Raw genomic sequence first — 13339 nt, 5'->3', positions numbered from 1 at the left:
TCTTTTTTTATGCTCAAAATCAAGGAGGAAAATCTATGCCAGTAACGATGAGTAAAGAGGAACGTCAATTGCGCCAGCAGTTCACGCAGAAAAAGCAAGAAGCTAGGAATTTAATAAGTGAAGGAAAAGATGAAGAAGCACGCTCTATGCTTGATGAAGCAAAGGCTCTGCAAAAAAGAATTGAAATGATGTCTGAGGAAAGAGAACTCGATGCACCAGAAATTGAAGACCGACATTATGTCCCGAAACAGAAAAGAGATCCTGAATCTGATTCTTCTAATGAAGACCGCAGCTTAACAGGAACGCAAGAATATAGAAATGCATGGTTCAAGGTCTTGACTGGTCGTGATGATGAATTAGGTAACGAAGAAAGGAAAATGCTGCAGGAAGTTTTAAAAGAAAATAGACAACTTTCATCTAGCAGTGATAAGGATGGCGGATACACAGTACCTGATGACATTTCGAAACAGATTATTAAGTCCATTCAAGAATTAAATTCTGTTCGTAATCTAGTTCGGATTGTGCCAAAAAAATCACCATCTGGCACTTATCCAGTAAGAAAAGGTACTGCTGGAAAGTTATATAACATTGGGGAAAAAGAGGCAATTAAAGAGCTCAAAAGTATGGAGTTTGAAGAAATCCAATACAATGTTAAGAAATTCGCTGGATTTTTACCTATTTCAGCTGAATTGCTTGATGATTCTTTCCTTAATTTCACAAGAGAAATTGTAGAATGGCTTTCTGAATGCGCAACTGTAACTGAAAATGAGGAAGTCTTCTATGGAAAAGGTGGAGACAAAAACATAGAAGGAATTATCTCAAGCAAAAAATATAAAACTCTCAAGGCACCTTCACTTATCACTATTAAATTTTTACGGAAAGTCAAAAATCAACTTAAAAAGGGTTACCGAAGAAATGCTAAGTGGGTTATGAATACAGAAGCATTTGAAACGCTTGCAAACATTGAAGATAAAAACGGCCGCGGAATCTTAGCAGAGGACCCACGCAATGAGGACAGCTTTCTTTTATTCGGAAGACCTGTTGAAGTGTATGACGAGATTGTCACAGACGATAAACAAAAAACTCATATTCTATTCGGTGATTTTAAAAATGCATACTTTATGTTTGATCGCCAAAAATTCGAGATCAAATCAACTGATATCGGTGCAGATGCATATCTAACTGATCAAACATATTTCAGAGGTATTGAACGATTTGACGGAAAAGTTATTGATCCAGAAGCCGCAGTTATTGTTACTGATTTAGTTGTTGGTGAAGAAGCAGAAGTTGAAACACCTTCTGAAGATAAGTCCGTAGACGCTGGAAAATAAGAAAAATTGAAAGGAATTGATTAATCATGGCTAAAGATTTTTTGAATGAAAGTAACGGAGTGTACACATCTGCAGAGGCTGGGCCTGACGGTAAACCTATCACGCCTGTTTCTATCAGAGACAACAGCGAAGAAAACCCTCTTATTGTTAAGGGATTGAAAGGTGATCCTGGTGAACAAGGTCCTCAAGGTCCAAAAGGGGATCAAGGAGAGCAGGGGCCGAAAGGTGATAAGGGTGATGCTGCAGTAATTGAGGCTGGCTCAATTAAAAATGAACATTTAGGTGATGGTTCAGTTAATTCCCGGACAATCGGTAAAGGGAGTGTCAAGTGGGACAATATCAATTCAGAAGTACAGAAAATGATCACTGACCTTCAAGAAAAAGTCGAAGCATTAGAAAAACCAAAATCTGAATAAGGTGATGCCGGATGACTGAGGCAGAGCAAAAAGAGCTTGAAAAAGCAAAAAAATACCTCCGAATTGATGGTGATGCGGAGGATGATTTAATTTTACATTTCATCGCTGCAGCGAAAGAGTACATCACGAATGCGACAGGTCTGAAATTTCCTAATAGTTCAGCCCGAGCAGAGCTGGCTGTCATGTCATTTACAACTCATTGGTATGAGAATAGGCAAATATCAGGAACGACCTCGAATCTTGACGGGGTGCTCACAACAATGGTCAATCAACTTAAATACGTGGTTGTGGACGGTGGAAAAGATGCTGAATGACATGAGACACCGCATCCAATTTCAGCAGAAAAAAGAAAAGACTCGTTTACCTGTCGATGGTGACAACGGCTGGGAAACTGTAGTTGAGTGTTGGGCCAAAGCAGAGGTTTTAAAAGGCGCTGAATATTATGCTGCAGCTGCTATCAAAAAAGAACATACAATTAAATTCACCATTCGCCACCGAGAAGATATTGACGATCATATGAGGCTTATTTTCAGAAAGAAAACATACGAGATTGAATCAATATTACCTCATTATTCAAGGCTTAACTTTCTTACGGTTAGGGCAAAGGCGGTGACGTGATGTTTAACCTTCAAATTGACGGCTTAGAGGAATTAGAAAACGCCATTGGAAATATGCAAAGAAAAGTAAGCAAAATGCATAAAGAAGCGCTCACAGCTGGCGCAACAGTGATAAAAGATGAACTGCACCCAAACACACCGAGATCAGACAAGGCCCAAAAACACATGCAGGATGATCTTGATATTACCCGCCTTCGCACTGATGGAGACGGAGTGAAATATGTGGCGGTTGGTTGGCCTAAATCCAAGTCACGTAAGGACACACAATGGAGAATTCACTTTCCTGAATTCGGCACCTTACATCAGCCTGCGCAAAAATTCTTTACGAGAACTGTCGATGCGAAATGGGATGAGGCTATACGAAGAGTAGCAGAAAAATACAGACAGGTGTTGAGTAACCTATGATTGATCAAAATTTAATAAGGCGTGCAGCTGATTATAAAGAAACCATTTTTAAAGCGTTGGGAAATGACCCAGCGCTTTTGTCTTTGATACATGAAAGTGACATCCATGAACTTGCAGTGCCAGAAGGAACAGGCTTGAAACCACCCTATATCGTGCTGCAAGAAATCAACTACAAACCAATTAAATGGGCTGATAACAGGCCCATACAAGATAGCGCAACCTATCAAATAGATGTTTATCACAATGCCGATCCACAGCCCATCATGGCTGCAATCGGGGATGTGATGGAGCGTTTAGATTTTACGCCCACTTTATCCATTAATGAATTTTTAGAGAAAGAGAGATTGATAAGAAAAGGGTATCGTTTTGAAAAAAATATAATACTAGGAGGCTAACTATGACTGAGTACAGTTCAGTAACTGGTCTAAAAAACGCTCGTTTTGCACCTCTGCAAAAACAAGGTAAATTCTATGTTCCAACCGAGGTTTTAAAATACGAATATGCAATGAATATGAAAGTGGAAACTGAAACATCAACTGAAAAGCAGTATGCGGATGACAAACTTGTTGATTTGGTTGTTTCAACAGGTTCAACAAAACTAGAAATTGAAATGCGGGATCTCCCTATGGAAATTCTTGCGAAGCTGTTAGGCATTGAACAGGACAAAAATGGATTGTACTTGTTCAAAAAGAACATTATTCCTCCATGGGTCGCAATGACGTTTGAAGGTCCAAAGGCAAACGGTAAATCTCGACATGTTGGTTTAGTAAAAGGTCGTTTTTCTTTACCGGGTGATGAATGGAAGACGAAGGAAGAAAAGACAGATTTCCAAACGGTTAAATTATCTGCTGAATTTGTTGATCGAGAGCAGGATGACGTTTTCAAGGTTGTCACGGATGAAGATGCAGAAAACTTTAATCTCGATGCCTTTTATAAATCAGTTTTTGGTGATGCATACAAAGACGAAACAGAAAACAGCAGCAGTGTTGATATTGGAAAAGGTGCTTAGAGGGCTGAAAAGCTCTCTTTTTTAATTGGAAAATAAAAAATAAGGGGGAGTCACTATGACTCAAAAACAAATTTCTATCTCTATTTGGTTCGAAGAAGAAAAAAAGCACAAAACGTTTATTGCGCCACGAACAAACGCAAAAACTCTCTATGAGGCTTTTGATTTAGATGAAAAAGCAGCAGCAGCGGAGAATGCAAAAGAGATTGTTAAAAGCATGAATGAACGAATCAAATTCATTGTACGTGTATTTCAGAATCAATTTACTTACGATCAGTTTCTAGAAGGCTTTCAATCTTTTGAAATTGCGGATGCAGTAAGAAAAATCATGATGGAAATCATGGGATTTAAAGTGGCGGAAACGCAGGAAGAAAAAGATTTTTTGCCCGACATGAAGGCGTAAATGAGCCATTAAAAAACGGCAAAGATCAATTAAATAAAATCTATACCACTTTACTTGAGCAAGGTTGGAAGATGCATGAAATTGATCAAATGGATATTTTTCATTTCTTAGAATTGAACGCTGAATCTAGCACTAGCAAAACAAAAGAAGTAACGATTGATCAAATATTCTAAGTCTTGAAATCCATGTCAGGGAAGCGGGGTGGTACATAAATGACTCAAGCAATCGGCAATATGGTCGCTAAGGTCAATCTGGATGATTCGGGTTTTAATAGAGGCATAACAGGGCTTCAAAGGCAATTGAGATTAACCAACTCTGAAATGAAGGCATCTGCGGCCATTTATAAAAATACTGGTGATAAATCAAAGCAATTACAATCACAAGTAGAAGGTCTTAACAACAAATATCGCCTTCAAGGGCGAATTGTTCAAGAACATCGAAAACGATATGAACAGCTTGTCAGGGAAAAGGGCCGTGATGCGCGAGAAACGCAAATACATGCCCGGAAACTGAATGACTCCATCGCTGTGCACCAGAAGTTAGAAAAAGAGCTTCGGCAGGTATCGAAAGAATACGAACATTTACAAAACACCAGCAATAAAACAGCTGGTGTTTTTTCTGTTTTTAAGAAGAACGCTGGGGAAGTATCAGAAGAGTTACAATCTGTCTACTCTGCTGCGGGAATGGCAGGGAAGGCATTAACAGGTATCGGTGTAGCAGGCACCGTCGCAATAGGTGGAGCTGTCAAAGTGGCCGCAGACTTCGAAAAGGCTATGAGTAGGGTCGGTGCTGTGGCGAATGCATCGAATGACGAGATGGGCCGTCTCACGGAAACGGCGCGTCATTTGGGGGCTACGACACAATTTACAGACGGACAGGTTGCCGAAGGAATGCAATACCTTGCAATGGCTGGTTATAAGACAAATAACATTATCGGTGCCATGCCGGGCTTGCTTGCTACTGCGGCAGCAGGGCAAACAGATTTAGGTGTAACAGCGGATATTGTATCTGACATACTCACAGAATTCCATATTGCTGCAGAAGATACAAACCGGGTTGCAGATGCAATGACCTACACTTTCACTAACTCGAATGCGACATTGCAGCAGATTGGCCAGACCATGAAATATGCTGGGCCAGCTGCGAAAACAGCAGGTGTCAGCATGGAAGAGTTAGCGGCCGCAACGGGTATCATGGCGAACAGTGGAATCAAGGCAGATATGGCAGGTACCGCATTACGATCCACATTAACAAGGCTTGCGGCACCTCCGAAGCCAGCAGGTAACGCGATACATGAACTTGGCCTTAGTGTTACTGATGCCAGTGGCCGTATGCGACCATTGTCAAATATCATTGATCAAATCAATGATAAAACGAAAAATTATACAGAAACCGAGAAAATCCGAATCGCAAAACAATTGGCTGGTCAACATGCCTTATCTGGTTTTATCACTTTGCTTCATGCAGGCGGTGATAAGGTCGACAAGTTTACTAAGCGAATTGAAAACAGTGGCGGTGTCGCTGAAAAAGTGGCAAAAGGTCAAATGGATAACCTTGCGGGGTCAATGGAGTACCTGCGTTCTGCGGCAAATAACGCAGTCATTTCATTGGGTAATCAGTTTATTCCAGTGATCCGCGCCACTACAGATGGATTAACGAAAATCGTTAACTGGTTTGATCACCTGCCTCCATCTGTTATGCAAACAATTGCCGTTACTGGTGCTGCCGTAACAGCTTTCAGTCTTTTAGGCGGGGCTTCTTTATTATTATTGAGTGTCATTCCTAGAATGGCCGAGGGATGGAGAGTGCTTCGTACTGCTGGCACGTATCTGACAGGCACTGTCAGAGGATCATCAACAAGTTTAGGAGTATACACGACACAAGTTACTGCAGCTGGTGTTGCTTCGCGAACTGCTGCAACTGGTATCAACACAGCTGCAGCATCAACAGCCGTTATGTCTACTCGCATGGGACGTTTACAACAAAACACAGGTCTAGCGACTACTCGTATGGGCCGTCTAAACCAAACGGCCACAAGAACATCAAGGACAATGCGTGGTCTTGGTGGTGCCTCGCGTATTGCTGGTGGCGGTTTAATGATGTTTGGTGGACCGATGGGTATGATTGGCGGTCTTGCACTCTCTTTTCTTCCTGAGATACTCAAATTCGGTAAAGGTATTGTTATGACTGGGGTAAACGCCGTGAAAAGTGCAGGCGGTTTTATGAAACTTGCAAAGGGCGGTTTTGGCCTGTTTAACATTCTTAAAAAAGGCGCAGGCGTTGTGAGTTTGCTTAGAGGCGGCTTATCTGTGCTTGGTGGTCCTGTAGGCATGTTAATAACAGGAGTCACGCTTCTAGGCGAAGCAGGGTTTAAATATTATGACAACCTGCAAAAACGTGTCTTACCAGCAACAATAGACTTTGGCGATAAAGTATCTGAATCCACTTCTAAAGCTGTAAATGCTTATTCGGATATGGAGACAAAAGCCAATGCTAAATTAAATAGCCTTTATCTCAATCAAACTAAGATAACGGATAAACTAGCTGACAACATGAATAAGCGATTTTCAAAAATGGCTGACACCATAAAAAAAGGCTATCAAGATAGTGCTGACAAGTCTCTTGACGTTTTAGGAGATTTCTATTCAAAGAATAATTCACTTAAGAAGAAAGATGAGGAAAACATCCTCAATAAAATCAAAACAGGGAATGAAAAGAAGCAGAAGCAAATAGAAAAGTACGAGAGTCGAGTCAAAAAAATATATGACAAAGCAGCAAAAGAACATCGCTCTCTCACTCAAAAAGAATGGGATGAAGTCAAGGGTATCACCCAAAAGATGAGTAAAGAAGTCGAAACGGCTCTTACAAAAAGCAAGGATGAGCAAACACTCATTTCTAAAAAGTTAAAAGAAGAATCATCTACTTTGTCGGCCAAACAAGCAGCCGCGACAGTTAAAAATAGTAAATCAGCAAAAGACAAAGTTATTAGTAATGCTGAAAAACAATACAACGCTGTTGTAAAAGCTGCAGATGACCAGCGTTACGTCAAAGGCACTATTAGCCAAAAAGAACATGATGCTACGGTAAAAGCAGCGGAAAAACAAAAAGAAAAAACAATAAATGAAGCTGAAAAAAGTCATAAGGGCGTTGTAAAAGAAGCGAAAAAACAGGCTGCAGGACATATCGAGCAAGTTGATTGGGAGACTGGTGAAGTTCTCGGCGCTTGGGATACGTTTCTTGTGGATTTAGCAGGTGTAGTAAATACTATTACTGGTGGTATTAATAAAGTTCTTGAATTCATGAACTTAAAAACTATCCCAACTTGGAAACCTAAAGGATATGGGAACAAAAAGGATGGAGCAAAGCATTCTTACGCTAAAGGAACTGACTACCATCCGGGAGGCCGTGCACTTGTTGGTGAGGAAGGATATGAGCTTGCACATACTCCTGGTATTGGAACATATATGGTCGGCGTTGGTGGTCCTCAAATTTGGGATTTACCACGCGGAACATCGGTACTGCCTCATGATCAGACCAAAAAAATCACTTCACAGGGCTTACCGGGTTATGCAGGTGGTGTTGGTGATTTCTTTAAAAAGGGCGCCAAAAAAGCTGGTGAAGTAGTCGGCAAGGTGAAAGATTTCGGATCAGATATCTTTGACCTTGTGATGGCTGGCCCAAAGAAAATTATCAGCAATATATTTGGCGGTCTAATTCCTTTTAAAACTGGTAAAGGAATAGATGGTCTTGGAACAGGTATTTTAAAGACAATTCAAAAAGGTGCTTTAGGATTTTTAACAAAATCGTTAGGTGATTTTGGAGGAGACGGAGGATCATTCAAAGGTGTAGGGGGTAGTGCTGCAGTCAAAAAGTGGGTTGCACAAGCTATCAGCATCACTGGAATTTCTCCATCCTATGCAAAAGCGTTAGAAACCATTGCCATGAAGGAATCAAGCGGAAACCCGACATTAGTTAACAGGTGGGATAGTAACTGGAAGGCGGGACATCCATCACAAGGGCTTATGCAATTTATACCAAGCACATTTGCTGCTTATAAAAAGCCCGGATACGGAAACATCAAACATCCAGTACACCAAATTGTTGCCGCGATTAACTATTTAAACAAAAGATACGGCGGAATATACAATCACCCGGGGCTTAAATCTATGGCACGCGGTGGCCCTTACATCGGTTATGCATCTGGTGGTGTCATTGATAATCACCAAATCGCACAACTGGGAGAAAACGGCTGGCGAGAATATGCAATCACGACTGAACCTAAATACAGAAAGCGTTCTTTGCAGTTGTATTCTAATCTTGGGAAAGAGCTTGGAGTGCCTAGTTTTGGGGATGGTATGATCTCCACGGCTTTACAGATGCTTGATCGCATTAGTAACAAAGGAGACAAGCCTCAGAGCAGGCAGCAAGATGGATCCGATATGAGACAGATGATCGAGAACCAAAACAAGCAAATTGGTCTGATGGCTCAACAAATAGACCTGCTGTCTCAAGGATTAATGATGATGCAAAAAGGCTTTGAACAATTAATTTCAAAAGATAGCAACAATTACATGGATGGGCGAAAGCTAGATCAAACGACAGGTGAACGTTTTAGAAAAGAAGCATTTATGAGTGGGGTGAGGTAGATGGAATTATATATTGATTTTAACAATGGATTGGGTGAACAAAGCCTGAATGACTTGCTTCCTCATTTCCACCCGTTAAGCCTGACACCTGCCTCACCAATCGTAGAATTTGAGACGGTGTCATTACCACGAATTAACGGTATTGTATTGCCACAACATCCGCGGGATGTGAAGTACAAAGAAAGACAGATTCAGCTTGAAATATATATGAACTCAATCATTGCTGAAAATTTCTACAGCTATAGAAGTGAACTATATGCTTTATTAGTTAAACCGTTCCCATACTACATTTCATGTGACCTTCTGCCAAACAGAAGGTTTTTAGTAAAATGTGAGGGGAATTTCACTACTCCAAAGGAAAAAGAAAAGAACCATGTTGTTTTTAGCGTTGAATTCACCGATATTTTGGGTGCTGCTGAATCGAAAAGTACATCATTAAATCGTCAATCGTTTGAGGGTGAACGATGGAGTCCCGGAATGAATATTGAGATGCGTGACGACCTAGAGTATTCATTCAAGAATAAAAAAACGTTCAGCATATATAACATTGGAGACTTTAGGATCAACCCACTTCGTCATGATTACCAAGTGACGTTGAAAGCTAAAGGAAAAGGTGTAACCATCATCAATCATACGACAGGTGAGCGTTTGAAAATTGAAGATGAAATATCCAAATCAAGAGAGGTTTCTTTTATTAAACAATACACCGTTGCAAACAAGAAACGGCTCAAGACATCTGGTAGACTTCCATCACTTGATATTGGCAGAAACGACTTTGAAATACAAAACGCAAGTGACATTGAAATTGTGTTTGACACAAGATTCTATTATGCATAAGGAGGGGTGACATGGCTGCGGTTGACTTTATCAAGAAATTAGCACCGGGAGCGCAAAAGGTCCAAAAAAAATACAAGGTGCTTGCAAGCCTTGTCATCGCTCAAGGCTGCCTTGAAAGTGGATTCGGTGCTAGTGATCTATCTAAGCAAGCCTACAACCTCTTTGGAGTCAAAGGGACTTATAACGGCAAATATGTATTAATGTGGACCAAAGAACAGGACAAGCACGGCAATGAAACTAGAGTAAAAGCGCGCTTTAGAAAGTATCCATCATATGCTGAGAGCCTTGCTGATTTAGGAAGTCTATACACACGTTTGAGTCGTTATAAAGATGTGGTCGGTGAAAAAGACTACCAAAAAGCTACTGCTGCTGTTGCAAAGGGTGGTTATGCGACTGATATCAATTATGCTACAAAATTAAACAGCATCATCTTTACTTACAAGCTCACACAATATGATAATTTGGATGATCTACCAGAAGAACCGAGTGAACCTGAAACACCAACTGGTCCTGATTACCCAAGTAAGGAATACGATGGGAAAGACATGCCACTCAATCAAAATTTACCGTCTGATGTGGATTTCCCGCAGCTGCATGTTTCAAGCAAGGATGGAAAGGAAGTCATAGAAATCACAGGTGCGTCAGTTGATTTCACAGTTGATACAACAGGTAAAAAATCGTTTACATTCTCGTTAGTTCGTACACAGGAAAATGCTGCAGAGTTTGAGTTGTTAGTGGTGGATAACATTTTATACCTTGATGAAAAGAAATATAATCATCAAAAATACTACATTACCAACGTGAGTCTTCATCAAGAGAATGGAATGCTGACAAAAACGGTTACAGCTGCGCACATCTTCACTGTACTGTTGATTAATAACAGAATCGAAAATACAGTTTCTAAGAAGTTAAGCATTAAAGAAGCGCTAGATATTGCCCTCAAAGGAACTGATTTCAAATATGTCATTCATGCAAAAGATGGTGAAATTTCTTCTGCGGAACAAGAAAACTTCGGTGAAAAAAATTCCACAGAGCTTATGGATGAAATCATTGAAGATTATGACATAGAGTTAGACGTAGATAATTACAAAATCCATGTTTACAAAAAGATGGGACAAGAAATAGATTTTGTGCTTGATAGTCGCTATAACATGCCTGGGATCACAATCACGACAGATTCTCAGAATTGTACCACTCGGGCATGGGGATATGGCGCTCAAAAAGAAACGGATTCTGTTTCTAAATCAAAGGATGACAGCAAAACAACAGAAGATGAAAAAGAAGTGAGAAAAGATGAAGAGAAAGAGCCTGAGTATGTTTTTGAGCCAGTTCTTTACATTCATCCCGATGAAGATAAATTTCTCATTGAAGGTAAACCACGTTGGGCGGAGCCAATTAAAGACGAGAGGTACAAAAAATCTAGCAGCATTATTTCTGCGTTAAAGAAGCATGTTAATCCTTACCCGGAAATGACTGTGGAAGTAGAATTCCAAAAAATCTATGAACCGAAATTGCTTGAAATTGAACAAGATTTTTGGCTAGGTGACACGATTCACGTCATCGCTGACACAGCAGACGGAATAACCTTTGAGGACGATTTGAGAGTTGTCTCAATTCAGCATAACCCTCTCAATCCGTATAGCAGCCCAACGATAACATTTGCGAACTTCCGCAAGGACATTCAGCGTATTAATGTAGATCAAGTAAAGAAAATGAAAAATTTACAACGATATATAAACGACATGCTCAAGACGCTTAGATAGGGTCTTTTTATTTTTGCCAAAAAAGGAGAGTGAGAACATGGTGAGGCTTAGAAAGGACTATGACACTAGACGAAACTCGAAATACGCAGAGCAGCTGCGAGAGGATATACAGTCTATAGAAACTCATTTGAATCAGAATGCAGATGATTTGAAACGGCATAAAACAAACGATATAGCTCATACGTCGAATCAAATCAAACATGGGTTATTCTCTGTTGCCAATCGTATAGACAACTTATGGTCTAGGATTATCAATCTTGTATTGAATCATGATGGAAAAGACGTAAAGGAAGTCGTAGATATTCGTGTCGCTAGGGATGCATCCATTCATCCCACCGCAAAAGACAGGTTGGACTATGACTTTCAAATTCTTGAGCAGGAAATAGAAGATGCTGCGGTTTCTCTTAATCTCAAAACATTCATCAAGAAATACGGGAGTTTTACATCTGGATTTAAGGCTGCACTAAGTCTTGCGAAATTATATCCTGTGCATATTGTCGTGCCTCCCGGTAATTACAAGCTGATGGAGACTGCCCGCATCTATAAAAATACTCATTTGACCTTACAAGCTGGTGCCGTTATAAGGCGCGGATTTGTAGGGTCAATGCTTGTAAATGGTGACAAAGACGATCAAACCAAAGGCTATGAGGGACATGGGAATTTGCTGATTGACGGTCAGGGAATGTTTGATAGCGCGGGTGATGAATATAAGGAACAGTGTTCTGTTTTAGGATTTGCTCACGCAGATGGAATAGTTATCAAAGGGATTAGCATACGTGATGTTTGTGGTGGACACGGCATAGACTGCGCTGGTAACAAAAACGTATTGATAGATGATGTCAAATTCTCTGGATTTGAAGATTATAAGGGCGATAGGTGGTTTTCAGCAGCTATTCAATTGGATCTTATGAGATCTTCTGAAAACTTTGGGGCATTTGGTAGCTATGACAATACCCCTTCTGAAAATATAATCGTTCAAAGGTGCCATTTCAGTAAATCAGATAAGCTAGGCGGCTATGCACGAGCGATGGATTCACATACAAGCACAGATGGATTTTGGTATAAAAATATCAAATTTCTATTTAACGTTGTGGAAGATACAACCGAATGGGCTATCTCGGGAAACAAGTGGGAAGATGTTTTAATTGAAGGGAACACCTTTTTAAATTGTGCGTCTGGTGTAAGGTTGCTACTTCCGGCCGTTACATCGAAATATACGCAAGATAAGAATGGGAATCCTACAAATCGAGTCAATAAAGTGAAAAGGCACATTGTTTCAAAAAATACTTTTATTAACGTAAAAGACCGCCATGCAATACAAGTTTATGGACGTAAAGGTTATCAAACAATCGAGGATGTAAAAATTAATGGAAACTTTATAGATGGCGTTAAAGTAAAGCATGCTATTCATCTATCTGACGTAGTAGGCTTCACTGTTTCAGACAACGAGTTTAATTATGTAGGACATCATGGGGTTTTACTGACTCGTTGTAAGAATGGACAAGTTGATCTAAGCATTGGAAAAAATATTGAAGGAAACGGTATTCGAGTGGAGTTTGGATGCGAAAACGTTAGCATCAATCGCACGCGACTACATGAAGTGGGATATTCAGGAATATCAGTTTCTGGAGATTCAAAAAACATTGATGTAGACGGAGCTAATATTAACAATGCGGGAAAGCGTACTTCCTCTTCAAATCCATATTACGGGGTCATCTTGATGGATGGTGTAGAAGATTCTTCGGTTAAATTTGTGACTGTCAAAGGAAAGAAATGCAGATATGCAATGTATTTGACTAGCAAATGTTCACGGATTCAGCATTTTGGAAATAGGCTTAAAGGAGCTGGCGCAGAAGGCAGCTTGAAAGATGATAGTGTCGATCCAATTAAAACAATCGAGAATGTAACATGAGAG

Annotated in this window: 12 protein-coding genes; all 12 read left to right on the top strand. The window is 40.2% G+C overall.

Annotated elements, in window-relative coordinates; all coding sequences use genetic code 11:
- The first annotated feature begins 35 nt into the window (after positions 1–35).
- On the top strand, positions 36–1331 hold the full coding sequence (locus NST01_RS15725; RefSeq protein ID WP_341042121.1) for a phage major capsid protein: 1296 nt from the start codon (positions 36–38) through the stop codon (positions 1329–1331).
- A gap of 26 nt (positions 1332–1357) precedes the next feature.
- Complete coding sequence (locus tag NST01_RS15720) at positions 1358–1747, top strand: collagen-like protein (RefSeq protein ID WP_341042120.1); 390 nt, start codon at positions 1358–1360, stop codon at positions 1745–1747.
- 11 nt (positions 1748–1758) lie between these two features.
- On the top strand, positions 1759–2061 hold the full coding sequence (locus NST01_RS15715; protein WP_341042119.1) for a head-tail connector protein: 303 nt from the start codon (positions 1759–1761) through the stop codon (positions 2059–2061).
- Positions 2051–2365, top strand: coding sequence for a phage head closure protein (locus tag NST01_RS15710; protein WP_341042118.1), 315 nt, complete (start codon positions 2051–2053; stop codon positions 2363–2365). The genes NST01_RS15715 and NST01_RS15710 overlap by 11 nt, the downstream gene beginning before the upstream one ends.
- Positions 2365–2769: an HK97-gp10 family putative phage morphogenesis protein gene (locus NST01_RS15705; RefSeq protein WP_202734449.1), complete on the top strand. Its 405-nt coding sequence runs from the start codon at positions 2365–2367 to the stop codon at positions 2767–2769. Before NST01_RS15710 ends, NST01_RS15705 begins: the two co-directional genes overlap by 1 nt.
- Positions 2766–3164 carry a tail completion protein gp17 gene (gp17, locus tag NST01_RS15700; RefSeq protein WP_341042117.1) on the top strand — a complete coding sequence of 133 codons (399 nt, stop codon included), beginning with the start codon at positions 2766–2768 and terminating at the stop codon, positions 3162–3164. Before NST01_RS15705 ends, gp17 begins: the two co-directional genes overlap by 4 nt.
- Positions 3165–3166: 2 nt before the next feature.
- Positions 3167–3778: a major tail protein gene (locus tag NST01_RS15695; protein ID WP_341042116.1), complete on the top strand. Its 612-nt coding sequence runs from the start codon at positions 3167–3169 to the stop codon at positions 3776–3778.
- 55 nt (positions 3779–3833) lie between these two features.
- On the top strand, positions 3834–4178 hold the full coding sequence (gene gpG, locus NST01_RS15690) for a phage tail assembly chaperone G (RefSeq protein WP_057079045.1): 345 nt from the start codon (positions 3834–3836) through the stop codon (positions 4176–4178).
- A 212-nt stretch (positions 4179–4390) separates the two neighbouring features.
- Positions 4391–8824 (top strand): phage tail tape measure protein, encoded by a 4434-nt coding sequence (locus tag NST01_RS15685; protein ID WP_341042115.1) that lies wholly within the window; start codon positions 4391–4393, stop codon positions 8822–8824.
- The gene (locus NST01_RS15680; RefSeq protein ID WP_341042114.1) at positions 8825–9661 is read left to right on the top strand and encodes a phage tail domain-containing protein; all 837 of its coding nucleotides are present in this window, start codon (positions 8825–8827) and stop codon (positions 9659–9661) included. It begins immediately after the preceding gene.
- A gap of 11 nt (positions 9662–9672) precedes the next feature.
- Positions 9673–11424, top strand: coding sequence for a phage tail protein (locus NST01_RS15675; protein ID WP_341042112.1), 1752 nt, complete (start codon positions 9673–9675; stop codon positions 11422–11424).
- Between the two features lie 37 nt (positions 11425–11461).
- Positions 11462–13336 carry a right-handed parallel beta-helix repeat-containing protein gene (locus tag NST01_RS15670; RefSeq protein ID WP_341042110.1) on the top strand — a complete coding sequence of 625 codons (1875 nt, stop codon included), beginning with the start codon at positions 11462–11464 and terminating at the stop codon, positions 13334–13336.
- Positions 13337–13339 lie beyond the last annotated feature (3 nt).

This window comes from Bacillus sp. FSL R7-0166 (assembly GCF_038008935.1).
GTDB lineage: Bacteria > Bacillota > Bacilli > Bacillales > Bacillaceae > Bacillus > Bacillus altitudinis.
This window is presented reverse-complemented; position numbering and strand designations above follow the sequence as displayed.

Bases quoted from the DNA above. Each gene is read 5' to 3' on its own strand.
- NST01_RS15670 (WP_341042110.1), top strand. From the start codon at position 11,462: ATGGTGAGGCTTAGAAAGGACTATGACACTAGACGAAACTCGAAATAC.
- NST01_RS15680 (WP_341042114.1), top strand. From the start codon at position 8,825: ATGGAATTATATATTGATTTTAACAATGGATTGGGTGAACAAAGCCTG.
- NST01_RS15705 (WP_202734449.1), top strand. From the start codon at position 2,365: ATGTTTAACCTTCAAATTGACGGCTTAGAGGAATTAGAAAACGCCATT.
- NST01_RS15695 (WP_341042116.1), top strand. From the start codon at position 3,167: ATGACTGAGTACAGTTCAGTAACTGGTCTAAAAAACGCTCGTTTTGCA.
- gp17 (WP_341042117.1), top strand. From the start codon at position 2,766: ATGATTGATCAAAATTTAATAAGGCGTGCAGCTGATTATAAAGAAACC.
- NST01_RS15720 (WP_341042120.1), top strand. From the start codon at position 1,358: ATGGCTAAAGATTTTTTGAATGAAAGTAACGGAGTGTACACATCTGCA.
- NST01_RS15710 (WP_341042118.1), top strand. From the start codon at position 2,051: ATGCTGAATGACATGAGACACCGCATCCAATTTCAGCAGAAAAAAGAA.
- NST01_RS15685 (WP_341042115.1), top strand. From the start codon at position 4,391: ATGACTCAAGCAATCGGCAATATGGTCGCTAAGGTCAATCTGGATGAT.
- NST01_RS15715 (WP_341042119.1), top strand. From the start codon at position 1,759: ATGACTGAGGCAGAGCAAAAAGAGCTTGAAAAAGCAAAAAAATACCTC.
- NST01_RS15675 (WP_341042112.1), top strand. From the start codon at position 9,673: ATGGCTGCGGTTGACTTTATCAAGAAATTAGCACCGGGAGCGCAAAAG.
- NST01_RS15725 (WP_341042121.1), top strand. From the start codon at position 36: ATGCCAGTAACGATGAGTAAAGAGGAACGTCAATTGCGCCAGCAGTTC.
- gpG (WP_057079045.1), top strand. From the start codon at position 3,834: ATGACTCAAAAACAAATTTCTATCTCTATTTGGTTCGAAGAAGAAAAA.